At 71.1% G+C, this 21,815-nt stretch carries 19 protein-coding genes; 4 read left to right on the top strand and 15 right to left on the bottom strand.

Features of this window, described 5'->3' with window-relative positions:
• Window positions 1-18: 18 nt before the first annotated feature.
• The 6 genes from ACHWVH_RS06180 to bfr form a co-directional block, all read right to left on the bottom strand.
• Window positions 19-660, bottom strand: a complete 642-nt coding sequence (locus tag ACHWVH_RS06180) for a class II aldolase/adducin family protein (RefSeq protein WP_295927806.1) — start codon at window positions 658-660, stop codon at window positions 19-21.
• On the bottom strand, window positions 647-2,290 hold the full coding sequence (locus ACHWVH_RS06175) for an FGGY-family carbohydrate kinase (protein ID WP_295927808.1): 1,644 nt from the start codon (window positions 2,288-2,290) through the stop codon (window positions 647-649). Before ACHWVH_RS06175 ends, ACHWVH_RS06180 begins: the two co-directional genes overlap by 14 nt.
• A gap of 3 nt (window positions 2,291-2,293) precedes the next feature.
• Window positions 2,294-3,187 (bottom strand): TorF family putative porin, encoded by an 894-nt coding sequence (locus tag ACHWVH_RS06170; RefSeq protein WP_295927946.1) that lies wholly within the window; start codon window positions 3,185-3,187, stop codon window positions 2,294-2,296.
• Window positions 3,188-3,305: 118 nt separating this feature from the next.
• On the bottom strand, window positions 3,306-3,731 hold the full coding sequence (locus ACHWVH_RS06165) for a DUF2147 domain-containing protein (RefSeq protein ID WP_295927810.1): 426 nt from the start codon (window positions 3,729-3,731) through the stop codon (window positions 3,306-3,308).
• Between the two features lie 74 nt (window positions 3,732-3,805).
• Window positions 3,806-4,144 (bottom strand): hypothetical protein, encoded by a 339-nt coding sequence (locus ACHWVH_RS06160; RefSeq protein ID WP_295927812.1) that lies wholly within the window; start codon window positions 4,142-4,144, stop codon window positions 3,806-3,808.
• 170 nt (window positions 4,145-4,314) lie between these two features.
• Window positions 4,315-4,806, bottom strand: coding sequence for a bacterioferritin (bfr, locus tag ACHWVH_RS06155; RefSeq protein ID WP_026143459.1), 492 nt, complete (start codon window positions 4,804-4,806; stop codon window positions 4,315-4,317).
• 192 nt (window positions 4,807-4,998) lie between these two features.
• Between bfr and ACHWVH_RS06150 the strand changes: the two genes are divergently transcribed.
• The 4 genes from ACHWVH_RS06150 (at window position 4,999) to ACHWVH_RS06135 (ending at window position 11,241) form a co-directional block, all read left to right on the top strand.
• A complete protein-coding gene (locus ACHWVH_RS06150) occupies window positions 4,999-7,383 on the top strand; it encodes a penicillin acylase family protein (protein ID WP_394686845.1) in 2,385 nt (794 codons plus the stop codon).
• A gap of 82 nt (window positions 7,384-7,465) precedes the next feature.
• The gene (locus tag ACHWVH_RS06145) at window positions 7,466-8,512 is read left to right on the top strand and encodes a right-handed parallel beta-helix repeat-containing protein (RefSeq protein ID WP_295927816.1); all 1,047 of its coding nucleotides are present in this window, start codon (window positions 7,466-7,468) and stop codon (window positions 8,510-8,512) included.
• A 294-nt stretch (window positions 8,513-8,806) separates the two neighbouring features.
• Window positions 8,807-9,883, top strand: a complete 1,077-nt coding sequence (locus tag ACHWVH_RS06140; RefSeq protein WP_295927819.1) for a diguanylate cyclase — start codon at window positions 8,807-8,809, stop codon at window positions 9,881-9,883.
• Window positions 9,884-10,155: 272 nt separating this feature from the next.
• Window positions 10,156-11,241, top strand: a complete 1,086-nt coding sequence (locus ACHWVH_RS06135) for a diguanylate cyclase (RefSeq protein WP_295927820.1) — start codon at window positions 10,156-10,158, stop codon at window positions 11,239-11,241.
• 96 nt (window positions 11,242-11,337) lie between these two features.
• On the opposite strand, the gene ACHWVH_RS06130 is transcribed toward ACHWVH_RS06135, so the two are convergent.
• The 9 genes from ACHWVH_RS06130 to ACHWVH_RS06090 all read right to left on the bottom strand — a co-directional run bounded on the left by ACHWVH_RS06130 (window position 11,338) and on the right by ACHWVH_RS06090 (window position 21,812).
• The gene (locus ACHWVH_RS06130; protein WP_295927822.1) at window positions 11,338-11,955 is read right to left on the bottom strand and encodes a LysE family translocator; all 618 of its coding nucleotides are present in this window, start codon (window positions 11,953-11,955) and stop codon (window positions 11,338-11,340) included.
• Entirely contained in the window at window positions 11,952-13,643 is a 1,692-nt protein-coding gene (gene asnB / locus ACHWVH_RS06125; RefSeq protein ID WP_017915799.1) for an asparagine synthase B, read from the bottom strand. The genes ACHWVH_RS06130 and asnB overlap by 4 nt, the downstream gene beginning before the upstream one ends.
• 250 nt (window positions 13,644-13,893) lie before the next feature.
• Entirely contained in the window at window positions 13,894-15,024 is a 1,131-nt protein-coding gene (dapE, locus tag ACHWVH_RS06120; RefSeq protein ID WP_295927823.1) for a succinyl-diaminopimelate desuccinylase, read from the bottom strand.
• A 161-nt stretch (window positions 15,025-15,185) separates the two neighbouring features.
• A complete protein-coding gene (locus tag ACHWVH_RS06115; protein ID WP_295927826.1) occupies window positions 15,186-15,644 on the bottom strand; it encodes a GNAT family N-acetyltransferase in 459 nt (152 codons plus the stop codon).
• Entirely contained in the window at window positions 15,641-15,997 is a 357-nt protein-coding gene (locus tag ACHWVH_RS06110) for an arsenate reductase (RefSeq protein ID WP_017912256.1), read from the bottom strand. Before ACHWVH_RS06110 ends, ACHWVH_RS06115 begins: the two co-directional genes overlap by 4 nt.
• 231 nt (window positions 15,998-16,228) lie before the next feature.
• Window positions 16,229-17,011 carry a hypothetical protein gene (locus tag ACHWVH_RS06105; protein WP_295927828.1) on the bottom strand — a complete coding sequence of 261 codons (783 nt, stop codon included), beginning with the start codon at window positions 17,009-17,011 and terminating at the stop codon, window positions 16,229-16,231.
• A 334-nt stretch (window positions 17,012-17,345) separates the two neighbouring features.
• Window positions 17,346-18,215 carry a hypothetical protein gene (locus ACHWVH_RS06100; protein WP_295927830.1) on the bottom strand — a complete coding sequence of 290 codons (870 nt, stop codon included), beginning with the start codon at window positions 18,213-18,215 and terminating at the stop codon, window positions 17,346-17,348.
• A gap of 1 nt (window position 18,216) precedes the next feature.
• Complete coding sequence (gene dapD, locus ACHWVH_RS06095; RefSeq protein ID WP_017917099.1) at window positions 18,217-19,212, bottom strand: 2,3,4,5-tetrahydropyridine-2,6-dicarboxylate N-succinyltransferase; 996 nt, start codon at window positions 19,210-19,212, stop codon at window positions 18,217-18,219.
• Window positions 19,212-21,812 carry a [protein-PII] uridylyltransferase gene (locus tag ACHWVH_RS06090; protein WP_295927948.1) on the bottom strand — a complete coding sequence of 867 codons (2,601 nt, stop codon included), beginning with the start codon at window positions 21,810-21,812 and terminating at the stop codon, window positions 19,212-19,214. The genes dapD and ACHWVH_RS06090 overlap by 1 nt, the downstream gene beginning before the upstream one ends.
• Window positions 21,813-21,815: the final 3 nt, after the last annotated feature.

The following is a 21,815-nucleotide window of genomic DNA, read 5'->3' as shown; positions in this document are numbered from 1 at the left end:
GAAAGGGCGTGCATGGGGTCAGGCCTCCAGGGCGGTGAGGACGGCACGCAACGGCGCGGCCAGGCCGGCGTCGTGCAGCGCGCGGCGTTCGATGCGGCGCGCCAGGTGATCGCGCGCCAGCTGCTCCAGCGCATCGACCGCGGCCACCGCCTGCTCCAGGCTGCGGCCACAGCACAGCACGCCGTGGTTGCGCATCAGGTAGGCGTTGCTCGACGCGCGCAGTTGCCGCGCCAGCAGCCAAGCCAGCAGCCCGGTGCCGGACGGGAAGTAGCCGACCATCGGCACGCGCGTGCCGATCGTTGCCTGCAACGCCGGATCCTCGACCGTCAGCGCCGCACCCAGCAGCGCGCAGGCGCTGGCCACCGGCTGGTGGGTGTGGATGCTGCAGGCCACGTCGGGCCGGCGGCGCAGCACCTGCGCATGCAGGCCGGTCTCCACCGACGGCGTGGCGGCGCCGTCCAGTTGCCGCAGGTCGGCCAGGCCCACCACGCAGATGTCCTCGGCGCGCATCGCCAGGTAATCGATGGCCGACGGCGTCACCGCGAAGCGTTCGGCATCCAGGCGCAGCGCGACATTGCCGCCGGTGCCGGCCAGGTAGCCGCGCCGCGACAGCTCCACGCACAGCGCGACCACACGCATGCGTTGTTCATGGGCAAACATGCTGGGGAACCTCCGGCACGCATTCGGGAACGGGATTCATGCGCCGGTAGATCGGCGCGAGCGTGCGCTGCAATTCGCGGAACATCGCATAGCGGTCGTCGTACAGCGCGCGGGTGAGCGGCGACGGCTCGTACACCCGGCGCGCGCGTTGCAGCGCCGGCAGGTCGGCGAAGCGCAGCCGGCCCAGGCCGACGCCGGCGATGAAGGTGGCGCCGATCGCATTGGCCTGGATCGGGTTGTGCAGTTGCCGGATCGGCTGGCCGCTGACGTCGGCGATGATCTGGCACCACAGGTCCGACTGCGCGCCGCCGCCGACCGCGGCGATCACGCCGGGATCGCGGCCGAGCAGGCGCGCGAACGGCTCCATCATCCAACGCGTGTTCAGCGCCACGCCTTCCATGAAGGCGCGGATGATGTCCTCGCGGGTGTGCATCAGCGACAGGTTGACCAGCCCGGCGCGCAGGCTGTGATCCTCCACCGGGGTGCGCTCGCCGAACAGCCACGGCATGTACACCAGGCCGTTGGCCCCGGGCGGCACGCGCGCGGCGATGACGTTGAGCACCTCGTACACGTCCGGGCGTTCCTCGTCGCGCAGCAGTTCGTCGGGATGGAACAGGATGCGGTCGCGCAGGAACGACAGGTTGGCGCCGGCGGTGGACTGCAGCGCGGTGGCCAGGTAGCGCCCGCTAACCGCGCACGGCACCGCGGCGATGTTGCTGAACACGTCGGTCTTCATCCGCGGCACGTGCGCGCCCAGCCACGACGAGGTGCCCAGATACAGATGCGCGGCGTAGTCCTCGACCGCCGCGGCCACCGCCACCGCCGAGTTGTCGATGGCGCCGGCGATCACCCGGGTCTGCGGCGACAGGCCCAGTTGCGCGGCCACGCCCGGCAGCAGCGGTCCCAGCACCTCGGTGGAGGCCACCAGCTCCGGCAGCTTGTCGCGTTCGATGCCGAGCAGCCTCAGCAAGCCGTCGTCGTAGCGGATGCGCATCGGGTCGCGGTTGTCGGTGACCCAGGTGGTGAGCACCGAATCGGCGGTGGCGCAGAAGCGCCCGGTCAGGCGCAGGTTGAGATAGTCCAGCGCGTTGAGGAACTTGTGCGTGCGCTGGTAGCGCAGCGGCTCGTGGTCGCGCAGGTAGGCGATATGGCCGGCGCAATCCTTGCCGCTGCCGGCCGGCGCGCCGCCGCTCAGGCGCAGCCAGCGCAGCAGTTTCAGCGGCGCATAGCCGCGCACGTTGAGCCAACGCCCGCGCAGGCGCCGCGCGATCGCGGCCTGCCCGCGCATGTCCAGCCACAGCATGGCGTTGCCCAGCGCGCGGCCGTCGCGGTCCACGCACACGGTGCACTCGCCCTGGGTCGAGCAGCACACCGCGGTCACCCGCCGGCGCAACGCCTCGCTGCCTTGCAGCACCGCCGCCGCGGTGACCAGCAACGCGTTCCACCAGTCGCGCGGATCCTGCTCGGCGCAGACGCCATGCACGTGCAGCGGCACCGGTTCGAAGGCCCAGGCGATCACCTGGCCGTCCAGGGTGACAAGCGCGCACTTGCAGCCGGAGGTTCCCAGGTCCACCGCCAGCACCAGCGGCTGGTCGCCGCCCCGGTCGGCATCGAGCAGTTCGCTGCGCATCGGTCAGAACGTGTAGCCGATCGAGGCCACCAGGGTGTCGCCGTCGGTCTTGCGGATGCGCGCACCGTCCTGCACCCAGTACAGCTCGTGCGCGTTGACCCGGGTGCTGACCCAGTCCAGGTTCCAGTCCAGGCCCCAGCGCTTGTGGGTGACGCCGATCTGGTAGTCGGCGAAGCTGCCCTCGCTGAAGTTGCGCAGCTTCTGGTAGCCGGCGTGCAGGCGCAGCGTGGTCGACGGCAATACCGACGGCAGCAGCGGCGTCTGGTAGTTCAGATCGCCCAGCAGCGTGCCGCGCGAGTCGTGCTCGCCACGGGCGAAGCAGCGCAGCGCCGTCGTCGGGTCGGCGGCGAACTGCAGGATCTGCGCGCACACGCCGCCGGTGTCGGCACCACGGTAGGTCTTGGAGAACACGTACAGCAGGCGGCCCTCGACCGCGCCGTAGCCGAGTTCGAGCACGCCGAAATTGCTGTCGTAGTCGGTGCGGCGGATGTCCTCGGGCGTTCCCGTCTCCAGGTCGATCCGGTGCGGGGCCAGGAAGCTGGCGCCGGGGAAGCGCTCGGTGGCCAGGCCGACGCCGGCATGCCAGGCATCGGGATTGCCGAAGCGGTAGCCGGCCGCGGCGGTGATGCCCAGGCCGTCGCCGTCGAGGAACTGTTTCTTGCTGACCTTGGCCACCTCCAGCAGCGCGACGAAACCACTGGCGTGCACGAACTGGGTGGTCCACTTCAACGATGGGCGCATCAGCGAGTCGGACACGCCGCGCGTACGCTGCTCGCTCATCAGCTTGATCTGGTTCTGGAACTCGTAATTGACCATGCCATCGGCGTCGGCCTGCTGGGCCTGGGCCCGGGCGCAGCACGCGCCGTGCAGGGCCAGTGCGCCCGCGAGGGTCGCCATGAAGCGGACTGCGGTCATCTCAATCTCCCCTGTTCGCTGAGGAAGGTGGGACGCGCGGCGGCCGTCGCTGGCCCCCGCACATCGATGACGCCGGCGCGTTGCGCGCGCGGCGGGTGAATCACGTCGCGCAGACCGGCGTGCTGGGCAGCGTCTGCACGCGGGTGAAGCGTTCGGTCTCGCCGAGCACTTCCACCCCGACGAAGGCGCGCAGGTCCAGCGATTTGCCGCTGGCGCGCAGCGTGGCCTTGTAGCGCTTGCCGCTGCGCGGATCGAAGGCCCAGCCGTCGCGCCAGGTATCGCCGTCCTCGCGCCCCAGACGTGCGATCTGCACGCCGCAGGTATCGGTGGCGGTGCCGGCGTCCTTGTCCCAGACGATGCGTCCGCACAAGGCCGTGGCCGCATCCGCGCACGGCGCGAACTCCACCACCGCGTCCTTGGCCGCGGTCAGCCACAACCCCTGCGCCGCGGCCGGCGAGGCGCACGCCGGCGCGGTCGCCAGCAGCCATCCCGCGACCACCACACCGACCACGCCGTACCGCTTCATTCCCGGACTCGCCTGCATCGAACGCCCCCTCGCCATCGCGCAATTAAGTAGTGAAAACTACCGTATAGCGATAACTATCGTTTTGCAAGCATTGCCCGCGCGGCGTTCGCCACGGACGTGGCGAGGCGCGCAAACGCCGGGATTTCAAGGGTTCGCGGATACAGCGACATGCGTGCGACGGCCGATTTTTGCGGCGTTGCAACAGCCATCGGCGAGGACGGCGACGACAGATCGGCTCGTCCGATCGCCATGGCGTCGCACTGCGAACCGAGCGAATGCGCCAGCCACGCCATCCAGCCACGCGGCCGCGCGCGGCCGAACCCGATCGGCGGCGTCAGGAAACGAGAAGGGCAGAAGGCGTGTCGGCAGTCGTTGCGGCCTTGCTGCAGCAGCAACCGCCGCGACACCGCCATGCGCACTATCGCCCGCGAAGGTCGGCAGCGCCGGTGCGGGCCAGCGAGAGTTGTGGCGACCGGCACGATCGGCGGGTCAGAAGCGACCGGCGATGGCACGGCCGCGATGGCGGGGATGGGTCCCGCTCAGTGCATCGGCGCCTCCCGCATGTGGGAGGCGCACGGACGGATCAGGCGTCCTTGCCGGACACGTGCCCGTCGATCTTCGAGGTCTGGTACAGCGCCATGCCGATGCGCTTGATCAGGCCGAGCTGCTGTTCCAGCCACCAGGCATGGTCTTCCTCGGTGTCGCGCAGCTGCGCCAGCAGCACGTCGCGGCTGACGTAGTCGCCGTGCTGCTCGCACAGTTTCATGCCCGCGGCCAGATTGGCGCGCACTTCGTACTCGACCTTCAGATCCTTCTCCAGCATCTCCTCGACCGTGCGCCCGGGTTCGAAGGCATGCGGGCGCATGTCCGGGTCGCCCTCCAGGAACAGGATGCGCCGCAGCAGCGCATCGGCGTGCTCGGTCTCCTCTTCCATCTCGTGGTTGATGCGTTCGTACAGCGCCAGCAGGCCCTGGTCCTCGTAACGCCGCGAGTGGATGAAATACTGGTCGCGCGCGGCCAGTTCGCCGCGCAGCAGCTCCTTGAGGCATTGCACAACGTCGGGGTGTCCCTTCATGGGGCGGGCTCCGTGGGGTCGACTGAGGGCGCCATAGTGCCCGATGCCGCCGCGCCGCGTTCCAATCGGAATCATTCACATCCCGAGTCGCACCACCCACGATGCGTGACCCCGCGCACAGCGTGCCGCGCCTACGCGGGAACGACACGCAGTCGTGTCTAGAATCGAAGACTTGCCCACCGGAGAGAGACGATGCGCGGTCGATGGAAACGCCTGCTGCTGGGGACGCTGCTGCTGACGGCGGCCGTGGCGCTGGGCATCTGGCTGCTGCTGCGCGGCAGCCTGGCCACGCTCGACGGCAAGGCCCCGCTACAAGGCCTGCGCGCACCGGCAAGCATCCAGCGCGACGCGCTGGGCGTGGTCACCATCGATGCCGCCGACGAGGCCGATGCGATGCGCGCGCTCGGCTACGTGCACGCGCAGGAACGCTTCTTCGAAATGGATCTGCTGCGCCGCGCGGCCGCCGGCGAGCTGTCCGAACTGGTCGGCCCGCACGCGCTGGACGTGGACAAGGCACGGCGGGCGCATCGCCTGCGCGCGCGCAGCAGCGCGCAACTGGCCGCGTTCGCCGGCCAGCACGCGGCGGCCTTGCAGGCCTACAGCGCCGGCGTCAACCAGGGCCTGCACGCGTTGCGGATACGGCCGTGGCCTTACCTGATGCTGTTCGCCGCGCCGCGCGACTGGCAGCCTGTGGATTCGGCGCTGGCCGGCCAGGCGATGTACTTCGACCTGCAGGGCAAGCAGCTCGAACGCAAGCTGGCCCTGTACCGTCTGCAGCAGCGCTTGCCGGCGCCGCTGTACGCCCTGCTTCGCCACGAGGGCAGCAGTTGGGACGCGACACTGGACGGCAGCGTGCGCGGCGACGCGGCGCTGCCCTCCGCCGATCAGGTCGATCTGCGCCGCCTGGCGGACGCGCCCGCCCCCGCCGCGACGGAGGCGGTCGCCACCAGCGCGCCCGGCAGCAACAACTGGGCGATCGCCGGCAGCCGCACCGCCGACGGCCGCGCCATCGTCGCCAACGACATGCATCTGGGCCTGCGCGCGCCCAGCCTGTGGTTCCGCGTGCGCCTGCGCTATGCCGATGCGCAGGCGCCGGGCGGCCGCGTGGACGTGTCCGGATTCTCGCTGCCCGGCCTGCCGGCGGTGATTGTCGGCAGCAACGGTCACGTCGCCTGGGGGTTCACCAACAGCTATGCCGATACCGCCGACTGGTACCGGCTCACCCCGTGCGCCGCGGTGGCGCAGCCCGGCTGCACGCCGGTCAGCGTGCATCGCGAACGGATCAAGGTCTCGGGCGCCCCCGACACCGAACTGCAGGTCGAAGACACCGCCTATGGCCCGATCCTGCAACACGAACCCGACGGCAGCGCGCTGGCGTTGCGCTGGGCCGCGCAGTTGCCGGGTGCGCTGAATCTGGGGCTGGCCGACTTCGCCCGCGCCACGTCCCTCCCCGACGCCTTCGCCCGCGCGCAACGCATCGCCACGCCGGCGCAGAACCTGGTGCTGGCCGACCGCGACGGCCATATCGGCTGGCGCGTGCTCGGCCCGCTGCCGCTGCGCGGCCCGCATTGCGCGGCCGATGCGGTGATGCACGACGTGCGTGCGACAGTGCCGGCGCAGGCGCGCTGCGCGCCATGGCCGCTGTCCACCAGCCAGTCGCCGCAACGCATCGACCCCGCCGACGGGCAACTGTGGACCGCCAATGCCCGCGTGGTCGGCGGCGCCGAACTGGCACCGCTCGGCGACGGCGGCTACGCGCTGGGCGCACGCGCACAGCAGATCCGCGACGACCTGCGCCTGCATCCGCGGCTGAACGAACCGCAGTTGCTAGCGATCCAGCTCGACGACCGCGCCCTGTTCCTGCAGCGCTGGTGGGCGCTGCTGCAGCAACGCGATGCCGGTGCGGCGACGCCGGCGTTGCACGCCATCTCGCAAGCGGCCAAGCACTGGGAGGGCCGCGCCAGCACCGGATCGGTGAGCTATACCCTGGTGCGCGCCTGGCGCCTGGCGGTGCTGACCCGGATCCGCGACGGCCTGATCGCGCCGGCACCTACAGGATCGGACGCCGATGCCGCGCCACCGGCGCTGCCGCAACTGGAAGGCGTGGCCTGGCCGCTGCTGCAGCAACAGCCGCTGCACCTGCTGCCGCGCCGCTACGGCAGCTGGCAGGCGCTGCTGGAAGACGCCGCCGCCGAGGTGCGCACGCACCTGCAGGCCGATGGCCCGCTGGACACACGCCGCTGGGGCCAGGAGAACCGTGCGGCGATCTGCCATCCGCTGGCGCAGGGCCTGCCAGCGCCGCTGCGCGGCTGGCTGTGCATGCCGGACACGCCGCTGCCCGGCGACGACGACATGCCGCGGGTGCAGCGCCCGGCGTTCGGCGCCTCCGAGCGCATGGTGGTGGCACCGGGTCACGAGGCCGACGGCATCGTGCACATGCCCGGCGGCCAGAGCGGCCACCCACTGTCGCCGTTCTGGGGCGCCGGCCACGCCGACTGGGTGCAGGGCCGCGCCACAAAGTTCCTGCCCGGCCCGACCCGGCACACGCTGACATTAAGCCCGTCCGCACCACAATGACCCGCGATCGGCTCCGCGCCGGCGTCCGACCGCATACGCCGGCCTGCCTTCCCCCTTCCCCCACTGCCGAGTCTGCCTACCGATGAAGCGCCCTCCCCTGCTCGCCCTGTTGCTGCCGCTCGCCGCGGCCGTGTCGTTTTCCGCCTGTGCCACGCCGGCTGCCGACGCGCCCGCGGCCGCCTCCGACTGCAGCGTACGCGCCCAACCCGGCGACGATCTGCAGGCCGCGATCGACCGCGTCCCCAACGACGGCAAACCCGCCACCGTGTGCCTGAGCGCCGGCGAGTTCCCGGTGAGCAAGTTGATCTCGATCCAGCGCGACGGCCTGCGCCTGCGCGGCCAGGGCGACAGCACCGTGCTGCGCATGCGCGACCACGTGCAGCAGCCGACCATCGTCATCGGCGACTACCAGAACGAGCGCCCGATCCGGCCGATCCGCGACGTGCGCGTGGAGCAGTTGCAGATCGTCGGCGGCACCATCGACAAGGAGTTCATGCCCGAACGCCCGTACCTGAGCAACAGCCTGGTGGTGGTGCGCAACGGCCAGAACATCCAGCTGACCCACCTGCGAGTGAGCAAGTGCCGCAGCGCCTGCCTGCTCAGCGAGTTCGACAGCCGCGACCTGCTGATCGCGCACAACGACGTGTCCGGCGCGACCTGGGACGGGGTGTCGTTCAACCGCACCGCCAAGGTCAAGCTGATCGACAACGTGATCCACGACAACGTCGCCGCCGGCATCACCACCGAGCATCTGGAAGACAGCGAGATCCGCGACAACCGCCTGGAGCGCAATGGCAGCCAGGGCGTGTACCTGGCCGACGCGCGGCGCAACCTGTTCGCGGGCAACCAGTTCATCGACAACAAGGGCGCCGGGCTCTACCTGACCTGCTCGATCCGCCAGCGCACGCCGCAGATCCTGTGCTGGGACAACAGCATGAGCCAGGACAACACCTTCGAGAACAACACCTTCCGCGGCAACCCCTACACCTACACCATCGGCGTGGACAGCGCGGCCAACTGCACCGGCCCGGAGTTCCGCCCCAATCTGTGGCGCAAGAACAACCAGGCCGATGCCTCGGGCATCGACATCCAGCCCGAACGCTACGGCCACTGCGTGCGCTTCGAGTAAGCGCGCGCGGCCGCGGCGCCTGCGCACGCCACCCGGCCGGCCTTGAACAGGTCGGCCGGGGCGCGCCCGCCCGCGCGTGGCGGCAGAACCGGGGTGACCCCCAGGCCAGGCCGCGTCCAGGCGGGTGTCGGACCACGACCAGGCGGACGACACGCACGCCGCGACACATCCATTAAAGCTCTGCCTGCAGCGGCCGCTAACCGGTGACGACGCCCCAGCGACCGACGGACCGCGCTGGACCACCGACCGGCCGTGCCGCAGACGCTGGAGTGCCGCGGCGCTCTGGGAGAGCAGATGAACTACCACCTTCATGTCCGCCGCACCCTCGACACGCCGATCCTGGCGATCCAGGGCCTGACCCTGTGCGTGTGGCTGGCGCTGCTGCTGTGCAACCCCTACCTGAACCACCCACTGGACGCGCGCTACGCGCTGGCGTTCGTCGCCATGCTCGGCAGCGGCCTGGTCATGCGCATGGCCAGGCGGTCCTGGCAATGGCGGCTGGGCGCCTTCCTGTCGGTGATCGCGTTCGATGCCGCGTTCCGGCTGCAGTTGCACCACATGGGCGGCGCCGGCCTGGCCTGGATGCTGCCGGTGGCGGTGACCCTGAGCCTGGGCTACAGCGTGCTGTTCTGCCACGCGCGCGACTATCTGCTGGCGCTGGCCTGCACCTGGGCGATCATGCTCGGCTGGCACGACAGCCTGGTGCCGGCCTCCGCCGACCTGCCGCTGCTGGAGATCCTGGTGGCGGCGGTGACCATGGTCGGGTTCGCGTTGAACCGCATCTTCGTCACCACCATGCGCAGCAACCACGCACTGAAGGAAGGCTATCGGCGCCTGGCCGCGACCGACGCACTGACCGGCATCCCCAACCGGCGCGCGCTGATGGCCGACCTGCAGGCAGCGGTCGGCACCCAGCACGCCGTGCAGTTGGCCATGCTGGACATCGACGACTTCGAGCGGATCGGCGCCGAGCACGGTCACCACGTCGGCGATGCGGTGCTGCAGGCGCTGGCGACGGAACTGGTGCGGCTGGACCCGCGCTGCCGCGTCGGCCGCCTCGGCGGCGAGGAGTTCGGCCTGCTGTTCGAGGGCGTGTCGCAGGACAAGGCGAGCGCACTGGTGCGGCGCCTGCAGCAGCGCATCCGCGGCCTGCGCGTGGATGGCGCCAGCTTCACCTGCAGCGTCGGCTTGGCCTCGTTGCCGGCCGGCGGCGAACTGTCCGACCTGCTCGCCCGCGCCGACCGCGCGCTGTCCGCCGCCCGGCAGGCGGGCAACGACAGCCTTCGCCTGGACGGCGCCACGCCGGTGTCGGCCAGCACGTCCGCGGCGTTCGCGCGCGATCCCGTGCTGCCGGCCGCCACGTCGCTGTAGCAGGCAGCACCAACAGCCCCCCCCGCGGGGCGGCGCATGCCGCCGCCCCGCAGCGCACTCGCTCGTGGTGCACGCGCATCAGGCCCGACGCAGACAGCGCAGACGTCCACCCCGCTTCACCGCCGCTGCGTGCGGCACGAACAGGCTGAACCGCAGACGCTGCGGCCACTCAAGCCGCCACGCCGGCATGCCGATAAGCTGCCATCGATCCATCGCGTGCGCGTCGGCGTCCGCACATCACGAACCGGCCGGGACGCGCCGTTGGGCAGCACATGACGTACCCGGAGTACATCCGCCACCTGCTGGGCCGGTCGACCACCGCCATCCAAGCGCTGACCCTGTCGATCTGGGTCGCGACGCTGCTGTTCAATCCGTATCTGCAGCGACCATGGGGCCTGGTCAATTTGATCCTGCTGGCCGCGCTGCTCGGCGCCGCCGCCTGCACCCTGCTGGTCCGCCGCTTCTGGCACTGGCGCCTGAGCGGCGCGCTGTACGTGCTGCTGCTGTCGTGGGCGTATCAGATCGAGCTGCGGCAGATGGGCGTACATGGCGAATTCTGGTGGCTGCCGACCACGGTCACCCTGTGCCTGGGCATCAATCTGTTGTTCCCGTTCACGCGCGACTACCTGCTGGCGCTGGCATACACCTGGACGATCATGCTGAGCGGTCGGGCGCTGCCACCGGCGGCCGCCAGCGACCCGATGCTGCTGGGGCTGCTGGTCGCCGCGGTGTCGCTGATCGGCCTGGCCATGAACCGCACCTTCGCGCGCAGCATGCTGATCACCTACCGTCTGAAGGAAGACTACCGGCGCATCTCCGAGACCGATGCGCTGACCGGGCTGGCCAACCGGCGCGCCCTGATGGCGCAACTGCATGCGCTGGCGGCCGAGCGCGGTCGCCGCGGCACGCTGCAGTTCGCGATGCTGGACATCGACGATTTCAAGCAGGTCAACGACCGCCATGGCCACGATGTCGGCGATGCGGTGTTGCTCGCCCTGGCCGCCGAACTGACCCGGCTCGAACACGGCTGCCGGGTCGGCCGGCTCGGCGGCGAGGAATTCGGCATCGTGCTCGACGGCATGAGCGACGCCCAGACCGATGCCCTGCTGCAGCGGCTGCTGGAACGCGTGCGCCAGACCCGCGCCAAGGGCGTGGCCTTCACGTTCAGCGCCGGGGTCGCGCGCATGCATCCCGACGGCGACGTCTCGGATCTGCTCAAGCGTGCCGACCGTGCGCTGTATGCGGCCAAGCGCGACGGCAAGAGCCGGATCTGCCTGGACAGCGCCACAGGGCCAGCCATCATGGCGGCCGTGCACGGCGTCCTCGACAGCGCAGCGCCGACGGCGGATCCGGCGTAGCGGGAGGCGCGCGGAAAGGAGCCGCATCCCGCGGCACGCATCGCCGGCGTCGAACACGCACGCTACCCGGGCAGCGCGACACGCCTGCGCTTGCGGCTACACCGCCCGCCACAGCAGGCGCAGGCCCAGGCCACTCATCAACACCGCACTGAGCCGGTCCAGCGGCCGCCGCGCGCGCAACCACCAGCGCCGCGGCGCCGGTGCGGACAGCAACCCGGCCACCAGCGCGAACCAGGCCGCATCGATGGCGAAGGCCAGCGATGGCAGCGCCACGTACTCGGCGGGCACGCGCTGCGCCGGCAGCAGCGCGGCGAACAGGCCGGCGAACACCAGCGCGGTCTGCGGGTTGCCGAGCTGGGTCAACAGGCCCATGACGAAGGCCGAGCGCACCGCCGGCACCTGCTGTTCCGGCGCGGTGGCGGCCAGCGACGCCGGCGTCCGCCACGCCCGCCAGGCCAGCCACAGCAGATAGGCGGCACCGGCGACCGACACCGCGCGATGCAGCGCCGGCACCCGCTCCAGCAACGCCTGCAGGCCGAACAAGGCCGCCAGCGCGAACAGCGCGCAGCCCACGCCCATGCCCAGTGCCGCGGCGAGCCCGGCCGCGCGCGAGCGCCCCGCGGCCAGCCGCGCCACCAGCAGGAAGCTGGCGCCGGGGCTGATCGCCCCCAGCGTCAGCACCCCGGCGATCGCCAGCAGGCTGGCGCCGGTCACCCCAGCGCCTGCGCGTGCACCCCGGCCACCGCACGGCCGGAGGGATCGGCCATCGTCGCGAAGCTGGCATCCCAGGCGATCGCCGCCGGCGAGGAGCAGGCGATCGACTTGCCGCCAGGCACGGTCTCGGCCGCGGCCGGCGTCGGGAACACGCGCTCGAACAGGCTGCGGTAGTAATAGGCTTCCTTGGTCTGCGGCGGGTTCACCGGGAAGCGCTTGTCGGCCGCGGCCAGTTCGCGGTCGCTGACCTGCGCCTCGGCATGCGCCTTCAGCCCATCGATCCAGCCGTAGCCGACGCCGTCGCTGAACTGCTCCTTCTGCCGCCACAGGATCGACTCGGGCAGATAGCCCTCGAAGGCTTCGCGCAGCACCGCCTTCTCGATGCGCTTGCTGCCGTCGGCGCGGGTGCCGGCCATCTTGTACTGGGCGTCCATGCGCATGGCCACGTCCAGGAACTCCACGTCCAGGAACGGCACGCGCGGCTCCACGCCCCAGGCCATCATCGACTTGTTGGCGCGCAGGCAATCGTAGTTGTACAGCGCGTCGAGCTTGCGGATCAGTTCTTCGTGGAATTCGCGCGCGTTCGGCGCCTTGTGGAAATACAGGTAGCCGCCGAAGATCTCGTCGCTGCCTTCGCCGGAGAGCACCATCTTCACCCCCATCGCCTTGATCCGCCGCGCCAGTAGGAACATCGGCGTGGAGGCGCGGATGGTGGTGACGTCGTAGGTCTCGATGTGCCGGATCACCTCCGGCAACGCGTCCAGGCCTTCCTCGAAGGTGTACTCGAAGCCGTGGTGCACCGTGCCCAGCGCCTCGGCGGCGATCGCCGCGGCGGCCAGATCCGGCGAGCCCTTCAGGCCGATCGCGAACGAGTGCAGGCGCGGCCACCATGCCTCGGCCTCGTCGTTCTCCTCGATGCGCTTGCGCGCGAAGCGCGCCGCCACCGCCGCCACCAGCGAGGAATCCAGTCCACCGGAGAGCAGCACGCCGTACGGCACGTCGGTCATCAGTTGGCGATGCACGGCGCGCTCGAAGGCCTCGCGCAGTTCCTGCTTGCTCACCTCCACGCCCTGCACCGCCGCATAGTCGCGCCACGGCTTGCGGTAGTACTGCACGAGTTCGCCGCTGGCGCTGTCGTAGTAGTGGCCTGGCGGGAACTGGGCGACGTCGGCGCAACTGTCGGCCAGCGACTTCATCTCCGAGGCCACGCGCAGCCGCCCTTGCGCGTCGTGGCCCCAGTACAGCGGGCACACGCCCATCGGATCGCGCGCGATCAGCACGCGCCCGGCGGCCTTGTCCCACAGCGCGAAAGCGAAGATGCCGTTGAGGCGGTTCAGCAGCGCGTCCGGCGTGGTTTCGCGGTACAGCGCGTTGATCACCTCGCAGTCCGAGCCGGTCTGGAAGGCGTATGGCTGCACCAGCTGCTTCTTCAGTTCGCGATGGTTGTAGATCTCGCCGTTGACCGCCAGCGCCAGCTGCCCGTCGTCGGAAAGCAGCGGCTGCGAACCGCCGGCCGGGTCGACGATGGCCAGGCGCTCGTGGACCAGGATCGCGCCGTCGTCGACATACACGCCGCTCCAGTCCGGGCCGCGGTGGCGCTGCCGCTGCGAGCAGTCCAGCGCCTGACGCCGCAGCGCCTGCAGGTCGTCGCCCGGTTGCAGGCCGAAGATGCCGAAGATCGAACACATGGGAAAGCTCCTGATCGTGGGGTGTTGGTTGCGGAGGGGAGACACCCAGACACAAAAAAACCCGCATCGGCCGATGCGGGTTTTCTGGTGGCTGGGCGTGGTGTTTCTGGTAGCGCCTAGTCGCAGACCCGCATCGGCCGCGCACGATTATTCGCCAGCGCATTATTGCGGCCGTTGGCGTTGCTCGAGCGGAGGGCGGACAGCGAGGTCATGGAACGACCGTAACCCGGCACGCGGGCCGGCGCAACTGTTACCGCAGCAACCGTTCGATCAGGCGCAGGTACAAATCCGGCAACGCCTCCAGGTCGGCCACGCGCACGTGCTCGTCGACCTGGTGGATGCTGGCGTTGACCGGGCCGACTTCGATGCACTGCGCGCCCAGCGGCGCGATGAAGCGCGCATCGGAGGTGCCGCCGCCGGTGCTCTCCTCCGGCGGCGCGCCGGCGACCTCGCCCAGCACCTCGCGCGCCACCCGGCGCAGCGTGCCTTCGGGGGTGTAGAACGGCTCGCCGCTGCGGTGCCAGCGCAGTTCGTAGTCCAGGCCATGGCGATCGAACAGCTCGGCGATCTCCGCTTCCAGCCGCGGCGCATCCCAGTGCGGGGTGTAGCGCAGGTTGAAGGCGACCTGCAGTTCGCCGGGGATCACGTTGTTGGCGCCGGTACCGCCATGGATGTTGGAGAGTTGCAGGCTGGTCGGCGGGAAGCTTTCGTAGCCGTCGTCCCAGTGCCGCGCGACCAGCTCGGCCAATGCCGGCGCGGCCAGGTGGATCGGGTTGCGCGCCTTGTGCGGATAGGCCACGTGCCCCTGCACGCCGCGCACCCGCAGCGCACCGGAGAGGCTGCCACGACGGCCGACCCGCAGCAGATCGCCGAGCCGCTCGGTGGACGAGGGCTCGCCGGTGATGCACCAGTCGATGCGCTCGCCGCGCTCGGCGAACACGCGCGCCACGTGGCGCACGCCGTCGATCGCATCGCCTTCCTCGTCGCTGGTCAGCAGCAGCGCCAGCGTGCCCGGGTGCTGCGGCTGCGCGGCCACGAACCGCTCGGCGGCGACCACGAAGGCGGCCACGCTGCCCTTCATGTCGGCGGCGCCGCGCCCGTACAGCACGCCATCGCGGACCTGCGGCGCGAACGGATCGCTGCTCCAGGCCTCGCGCGGCCCCGGCGGCACCACGTCGGTATGCCCGAGCAGCGCCAGCACCGGACCGTCGCCGCCGCGATGGGTGGCCCACAGATTGTCGACCTCGCCGCAGCGCAGCCGCTCGATGGCGAAACCGGCGCGCTGCAGCCGCTGCGCGATCAGGTCCTGGCACCCGGCATCGTCGGGGGTGACCGACGGGCGGGCGATCAGGTCGCAGGCGAGTTCAAGGACATCGGACATGCAGGGACACCGTTGGAAACACGAGGGAGACGCGATGCGGATCGGCGGCGGCAGCGTCGCGTGCCGACGGCGCACGGCGTGCAGTGTACGAGTGGGACTGGCGGATTCGAAACATCGGTCAGGATCGCCGGACGGGTGCGCGGTCGCGGCGCCGGTCGTCGCTACGGCGCGATGCCGGGCCAGCGCATGCACTGCACGCGCACCGCGAAAGCTTCGTTGCCAGGCATGCGCCCGCCGTGCGTGCCGGTTTCGACGAAACCGCAGACGCGGTAGAACGCGAGCGCCGCAGCATTGCCCTCCAGCAATTCCAGCGTCAAGCCAGCCGGGCTGGCCTCCTGCACCGCGGCCACCAGCGCCTGACCGACGCCGCGCCGGCGCGCGGCCGGATCCACGTACAGCCAGGCCAGTTCCTCGCCGTCGTCGGCGACGAAGCCGAGCACCTGACCCTGCGCTTCTGCGATCTGCACGCGGTAGTCGAACAAGCCTTCGCGCTCGGCCGCGATCGGCAGCGCCAGGAACGCCTCCGCCAACCCCGCCGCCTGCAACTCCTCCAGGCGCGCGGCATCGTGGATGGCGCACAGGCGCGCCCAGTCGTCGGCCCGGTACGGGCGGATCTTCACGCCACCCCGAACCGCTGCTTGAAGCCATTGTCGGAGAAGCCCTGGCTGAGCTTGCCGTCGTCGGTCACCACCACCGGCCGCCGGATCAGTTGCGGATACTCGCGCAGCAGCAGCTTCCACTCGGCATCGGAGCCGGGTGTCTTCTTGTTGTCGGGCAACTGCCGCCAGGTGGTGGAGGACTTGTTGACCAGCGCGTCGAACCCACCGGCCTGGCCGGCCCAGTCCAGCAGGGTCTCCGGGGTCGGCTTGTGCTCGCGGTAATCGACGAAGGTGTAGGCCACGCCGAAGCGGTCAAGCCACTTGGTCGCCTTCTTGCAGGTGTCGCAGTTCTTCAATCCGTACAACGTCGTCATCGAAACATCCCTTCAAGCGAATGAAGCCGCTCTCCCACCGGGAGCGGGGTTGGGGTGAGGGTCGGTCGGCCCAGAACAGATCGCACCCCAAAGCACCGCGCACCGCCTTTCGGCGGGCGATGCCATCAGGAGACGAACCGGGCATGCCGTCATCGACAGCCAGCAGCGCGCGTGATCTTACCCGCCGCGCGCGCCATCGGCCTCCCAGGCGCAAGAAGACGCCGGCAGGCCTCACTGCACCGGCACTTCCTGGAGCTTGGCCGAGTCGATCCGCCAGCGCAGCTGCGCCGCCGAAGCGCCGTCCACACCGTTGACCCGGCGCAGCACGTAGTCGCCGCGGAAGCGTTGCCGCGTGCCGTCGGCCAGCGTCGCCTCCACGGTGACCGGCACCGGCTGGTACACCGAACCGGCGGCGCCATCGCTGGCGCCCAGCGTGCCGATCGTCGCCTTCACCGCACGCGTCTGCGCGAAGCCGGCCTCGAAGGCCGCGTAGGACTGCCCCGGGCGCCCGTCCTCGCCCCACTGCTGCCAGGCCGTGGCGTAGTCGCGCGCGTTGATCGCCGCGTAGTAGCGCCGCACCACGTCGGCCGCGGCCTGCGGGCTATCGGCGGCCGGGCCGCACCCGGCGGTGGCCGGTCCGTCGCGACCGAGCAGCGCGCAGCTGCGGGCGATCTCGTCGTCGATCATGGCGCAGCTGTTGGCGGCATTGCAGGGCGGGTGCGTGGCCGGCGACACCGAGCGACAGGTGGCCGCACGCGCCGCCGCGGCGTCGGCGCCGATCTCGTCGGCGCAGGACAGCGGCGCGCCCGCCGCGCCTGCAGTCCCCGTCCTCGTCGTCGTCGCAGGCGCTTGCGCAGGCGCAGGTGTCGCGGCCGGCGCCGGATTGGGCGCAGCGGCGGCCGCCGCAGGCGTGTCGCCCTGCTTGGGCGCCGTCGGCGTCGGTGCGCTCTCACGGTCGCACCCGGACAGCGCGAACGCCGCCGTCATCCAGCAAGCCCACATGATCGTACGCATCGGTCTCTCCTGTTCGTTCGTGGCAGCGCGCCAGGCCTCTTCCGTTCCGCCCCCTGACGTGGCGGCAGTGGCGCAATCGCGTGCGCCAGCGTATCGGGCCACCCATGTACGCCGGGTATGCACAGCGCTCCCGACCGGCTACGGGATCGCCCGGTTCACCCGACAGCCGGCCGTCCATCTCCTGCGCCGTCGATCACCCAGGCAGAGGCGAGCGTCGACGCAACAGGCACGGCGACGCTGCGGTGCAACCGGCGCGCATGGCCCTGGCCGCAGGCACGCGACGGAACCGCTCGAACAGGTTGCACGCTGCCGGCGTTACCCAGGCGCCAGGCGCTCAGAGCAGCCGTTCGGACACCACCCGGAACGCGACACGCGGCAGACGGAAGGCCAATCCCTCCTCCAGCGCGACACCCAGCGCCTGCAGCCGCGGGCAGGTCAGCGCCCCGGTCAGCCGCAACGGCTGCAGCGTGGCCGGGTCCACCGGCAAGGCGATGCGGGTGCTGGCCCAGCGGCCGTCGCAGGTACGGGCGATGGCCTCGTCCTGGCAGGTGAGGAAGCGCAGCAGGGCCTCGCGCGTGGCGAACGCCGGCGTCCAGTCGGCATCGTGCCAGGCCTCGGCAGGCTGCCAGTGCAGTTGCAGCGCCGGCGCGCTGCCCTGCCCCGGCTCGATCTGCGTGTGGCCGCTGCCATCGGACTGCAGCGCGTGCACGAAGCGCGCGGCCAGGTGCGGCTGCATGGCGTCGCTGGCGGCGCGTGCGCCGGCCACGTAGGCCAATCCATCCATCACGTTGCGGTCGAACAGCACCACCGGCCCGGCGCCCACGTCGTCCACGCGGCGCAGGTACCACCGCCAGTTGCTCTGCAGCGGCGATGGCAGCAGCTTCCGCAGCGGTCCGGCCAGGGCAGGACCGAAATGGCCGTGGCGATAGCTGAGGATGGTGTACGGCGTGCGCCCCTGGTGGACGACGTGGGCGTAGCCCGGCGGCGGTGGCGGGGCGCGACGCACGTCGACCCACCAGTTCAGATAGACCACCTCGCGCACGTCGCTCACAAGCACCGGCAGCGGCCAGCGTTGCGTCAACGCACGCCGCAGCCGGGTCCAGCCAGGCGCATGCAGCAGGCGCGGCAGCGCGCGCCCGTACCAGGCGGCGGACGGGTGCCGGTAAGCCGCGGCCTCGGCCAGGTCCGGCACCGCCGCCGGCATCTCAGTCGGCCAGGCCGCGCAGCAGGTCGTTGACGCTGGTCTTGCTGCGGGTCTTGGCGTCGACCTGCTTGACGATCACCGCGCAGTACAGCGAGTGCGAGCCGTCCTTGGACGGCAACTGCCCGGACACCACCACGCTGTACGGCGGCACGTAGCCGTAGGAGATCTCGCCGGTGGCGCGGTTGTAGATGCGCGTGCTCTGGCCCAGGAACACGCCCATGCCGATCACGCTGTGGTGGCCGACCACCACGCCCTCCACCACTTCCGAGCGCGCGCCGATGAAGCAGTGGTCCTCGATGATGGTGGGGCTGGCCTGCAGAGGCTCGAGCACGCCGCCGATGCCGGCGCCGCCGGACAGGTGGCAGTGCTTGCCGATCTGCGCGCAGGAACCGACCGTGGCCCAGGTGTCGACCATGGTGCCCTCGCCCACGTGCGCACCGATGTTGGTGAAGCTCGGCATCAGCACCACGTCCTTGCCGAAGTAGCTGCCGCGGCGCGCCACCGCGCCCGGCACCACGCGCACCCCGGCCTTGCGGAATTCGGCTTCGTGATAGCCGGCGAAGCGCGCCTCCACCTTGTCCCAGAACGGCGCCGGCTGCGCTTCCACCACGGCCATCTCGTTGACCCGGAAGTACAGCAGCACCGCCTTCTTCAGCCACTCGTTGACCTTCCAGCCGCCGTGCCCGTCCGGCTCGGCGACGCGGAACTCGCCGCTCTCCAGGCCGTCGATGACGCGGTTGACCACCGGCCGGGTCGACCCTTCGATCTCGTCGAGCGTCAGCGTGGCGCGGCGCTCGAAGGCGCTGTCGATGGTGAACTTCAGTTCGTCGGCGCTGGGCACGGCCACCGGCTTGGCGCGCAGCGGCTTCGGTGCGGGCTTGGCGGGCTTGCTCGCCACGGTCGGCGCCGCCGGCTTTGCGGCAACCGGCTTGGCCGTCTTCTTGGGGGCCGCCGTCTTGGCAGCGGGCTTCTTGGCGGCAGGCTTCTTGGTGGCCATCAGCGGGGGTCTCCAGGCGGGGTATCGGGGTCCAGGCAGGCCTGCAGCGCGGCCTGCAACGCCTGGCGGGCGGCGTCGGGCAACGGCAGGTTGTGCTCGTCGGTGATGTGGAACAGATCCTCGGCGCGCTCGCCGAAGGTGGCGATGCGCGCGTCGTGCACGCGCAGGTGCTGCCGGCGCAGCACCTGGGCCACGTCCGACAGCAGCCCCGGGCGGTCCGGCGCGACCAGGCTGAGCCGGGTCAGGCGGCCGTCGAGGCTTTCGCGGAATTCGATGCGCGGGGCGAAGCGGAAATGCCGCAGCTGGCGCGGCACCACCCGCCGTGCCGGGCGCAGCCGCGCCAGGTCGCCGGCCAGCGCCTCGCGCAGTCCGGCCTGCAACTGCGCGATGTCGCCGCTGGCGAAGGCGTCGGCCGGCATCACCTCGAAGGTGTCGAAGATCGCCCCGTGCGGGGCGTCGAGCACGCGCGCGCGATGGATGCCGTAGCCGAGCCGGTCCAGGGTCATCACGATCGCGGCGAACAGGCCGTCGCGGTCCGGCGAATACACGAACACTTCCAGCGCCGCGTCGTCGGGGGTGACCGGGCGCACCTTGACCAGGGTGCCACCGAGTTCCACCTCCATCAGCGAGGTCGCCTGCCAGGCCAGTTGCTCGGGACGGAAGCGCAGGAAGCTCTCGTCCGGCATGCCGGCGAACTGGCGGTCGATGATGGCGTCGTCGTGGCCCTGGATGTGCATCAGCGCGCGCGTGGCCTCGCGCGCCTCCTGCAGGCGCTCGGCCACCGGCAACGGATGCTCCAGGCCTTCGCGCAGGGCGCGGCGCGCGGCGAAGTACAGGTCGGCCAGCAGCCGGTCCTTCCACGCGTTCCACAGCTTGGGGCTGGTGCCGGCGATGTCGGCGCAGGTCAGCAGGTACAGATAGTCCAGCCGCTCGCGGTCGCCGACCAGGCTGGCGAAGCGATGGATCACCTCCGGATCGGCGATGTCCTGCTTCTGCGCGGTCACCGACATGCGCAGATGCTGCTCGACCAGCCAGGCGACCAGCTCGGTGTCGGCGGCGCTGAGCGCGTGCGCGGCGCAGAACGCGCGCGCATCCACCGCGCCCAGCTCCGAATGGTCGCCGCCGCGGCCCTTGGCGATGTCGTGGAACAGGCCGGCCAGCAGCAGCAGTTCCGGCTTGCGCAGCCGCGGCCAGACTTCGTGGGCGATGGAGAAGCGTTCGTCGGCGCGCGCGTTGGCGAACACCGCCATGTTCTTCAGCACCATCAGCGTGTGCTGGTCGACCGTGTACACGTGGAACAGGTCGAACTGCATGCGCCCGGACACCTGCGCGAACGCCGGGATCCACTGCCCGAGCACGCCCAGCCGCGCCATCCGGGTCAGCGTCTGCACCGCGCGCGGGCCGCGCAACAGCGCCAGGAAGCGCTCGCGCGCGGTCGGGCTGGCGCTGGCGTAGGCCGGCAGATGCGGCAGCGCCTCGGCCAGCGCGCGCGCGGTCAGCGAATGCAGGCCGCGGATCTCGCCGTGCGCGGCCCAGGTGGCGAACAGCGCGAACACCTGCACCGGATCGGCCTGCGGCCAGCGCTCGTCGTCGGCGGCCAGGTAGCCGCGGCGCAGCGAGAAGCCGCCGTGGAGCGGCTGCGGCTGCGCTTCGCCGTCGAACTGTTCCTCGAAGCGCTGCAGCAGCCGGTCGCTGAGCCGGCGCACGATCGCCGCGCTGCGATAGAAGCGCTGCATCATCTTTTCGACGCCCAGGCTCTCGACGTCGTCGGAGAAGCCCAGGCGCTGCGCCAGGGTCTTCTGGTAATCGAAGCGCAGGCGCTCTTCCGGACGGTTGGCGACCAGGTGCAGCCCGTAGCGCAAGCGCGCCAGTTCGCGGCGCTCGCGGCGCAGCGCGGCGGCCTCGTCGCCGCCGACATGGCCCAGCCCGATCAACGGCTCCAGATCGCGCACGCCGAACGCGCGCAGCGCCATCCAGCCCAGCGTATGCAGGTCGCGCAGGCCGCCGGGGCCGTCCTTAATGTCCGGCTCCAGGTTGTCGGCGGTGTCGCCGAAGCGCTGGTGGCGGGCCTGCAGTTCCTCGCGCTTGGCCATGAAGAATTCGCGCGGCGGCCACACCCGCTGCGGGGCGATGGCCGCCGCCAGCGCCGCCTTGGCGGCGGCGTCGGCCTGCAGCGGGCGCGCCTCGATCAGCGCGGTCAGCACGGTCTGGTCGGCGCAGGCCGCGGTGCACTGCGCGGCCGAGCGCACCGCATGGCTCACCGGCACGCCGGCGTCCCACAACAGCGGGAACAGCCGTGCCAGCGCCGGTTCGCAGGCGGGATCGAGGTCGCCGAACACCAGCAGGTCGATGTCCGAGCGCGGGAACAGTTCGCCACGGCCATAGCCGCCGACCGCGAACAACGCCAGCCCGGCCTCGCGCGGCACGCAGCGGCTCCAGGCGTGGCGGATCAACTGGTCGAGCGCGCGCGCGCGCAGCGCCAGCAGGCGATCGATGTCGTCGCCCTGGTCGAAACGCTTGCTCAGCCGCGCATCGGTCTGCGCCAGCAGTTGCCGGACCGCGGCGGCCCAACCGGCGTCGTCGACGCCGGCACCGGGCATGCC

This window comes from uncultured Xanthomonas sp. (assembly GCF_964278005.1).
In the GTDB taxonomy this organism is placed as follows: domain Bacteria; phylum Pseudomonadota; class Gammaproteobacteria; order Xanthomonadales; family Xanthomonadaceae; genus Xanthomonas_A; species Xanthomonas_A sontii.
This window is presented reverse-complemented; position numbering and strand designations above follow the sequence as displayed.

What these genes read in the sequence shown, in the direction of transcription:
- ACHWVH_RS06180 (WP_295927806.1), bottom strand. Translation starts at nt 660, where the DNA reads ATGTTTGCCCATGAACAACGCATGCGTGTGGTCGCGCTGTGCGTGGAG.
- ACHWVH_RS06175 (WP_295927808.1), bottom strand. Translation starts at nt 2,290, where the DNA reads ATGCGCAGCGAACTGCTCGATGCCGACCGGGGCGGCGACCAGCCGCTG.
- ACHWVH_RS06170 (WP_295927946.1), bottom strand. Translation starts at nt 3,187, where the DNA reads ATGGCGACCCTCGCGGGCGCACTGGCCCTGCACGGCGCGTGCTGCGCC.
- ACHWVH_RS06165 (WP_295927810.1), bottom strand. Translation starts at nt 3,731, where the DNA reads ATGAAGCGGTACGGCGTGGTCGGTGTGGTGGTCGCGGGATGGCTGCTG.
- ACHWVH_RS06160 (WP_295927812.1), bottom strand. Translation starts at nt 4,144, where the DNA reads ATGGCGGTGTCGCGGCGGTTGCTGCTGCAGCAAGGCCGCAACGACTGC.
- bfr (WP_026143459.1), bottom strand. Translation starts at nt 4,806, where the DNA reads ATGAAGGGACACCCCGACGTTGTGCAATGCCTCAAGGAGCTGCTGCGC.
- ACHWVH_RS06150 (WP_394686845.1), top strand. Translation starts at nt 4,999, where the DNA reads ATGCGCGGTCGATGGAAACGCCTGCTGCTGGGGACGCTGCTGCTGACG.
- ACHWVH_RS06145 (WP_295927816.1), top strand. Translation starts at nt 7,466, where the DNA reads ATGAAGCGCCCTCCCCTGCTCGCCCTGTTGCTGCCGCTCGCCGCGGCC.
- ACHWVH_RS06140 (WP_295927819.1), top strand. Translation starts at nt 8,807, where the DNA reads ATGAACTACCACCTTCATGTCCGCCGCACCCTCGACACGCCGATCCTG.
- ACHWVH_RS06135 (WP_295927820.1), top strand. Translation starts at nt 10,156, where the DNA reads ATGACGTACCCGGAGTACATCCGCCACCTGCTGGGCCGGTCGACCACC.
- asnB (WP_017915799.1), bottom strand. Translation starts at nt 13,643, where the DNA reads ATGTGTTCGATCTTCGGCATCTTCGGCCTGCAACCGGGCGACGACCTG.
- dapE (WP_295927823.1), bottom strand. Translation starts at nt 15,024, where the DNA reads ATGTCCGATGTCCTTGAACTCGCCTGCGACCTGATCGCCCGCCCGTCG.
- ACHWVH_RS06110 (WP_017912256.1), bottom strand. Translation starts at nt 15,997, where the DNA reads ATGACGACGTTGTACGGATTGAAGAACTGCGACACCTGCAAGAAGGCG.
- ACHWVH_RS06105 (WP_295927828.1), bottom strand. Translation starts at nt 17,011, where the DNA reads ATGCGTACGATCATGTGGGCTTGCTGGATGACGGCGGCGTTCGCGCTG.
- ACHWVH_RS06100 (WP_295927830.1), bottom strand. Translation starts at nt 18,215, where the DNA reads ATGCCGGCGGCGGTGCCGGACCTGGCCGAGGCCGCGGCTTACCGGCAC.
- dapD (WP_017917099.1), bottom strand. Translation starts at nt 19,212, where the DNA reads ATGGCCACCAAGAAGCCTGCCGCCAAGAAGCCCGCTGCCAAGACGGCG.
- ACHWVH_RS06090 (WP_295927948.1), bottom strand. Translation starts at nt 21,812, where the DNA reads ATGCCCGGTGCCGGCGTCGACGACGCCGGTTGGGCCGCCGCGGTCCGG.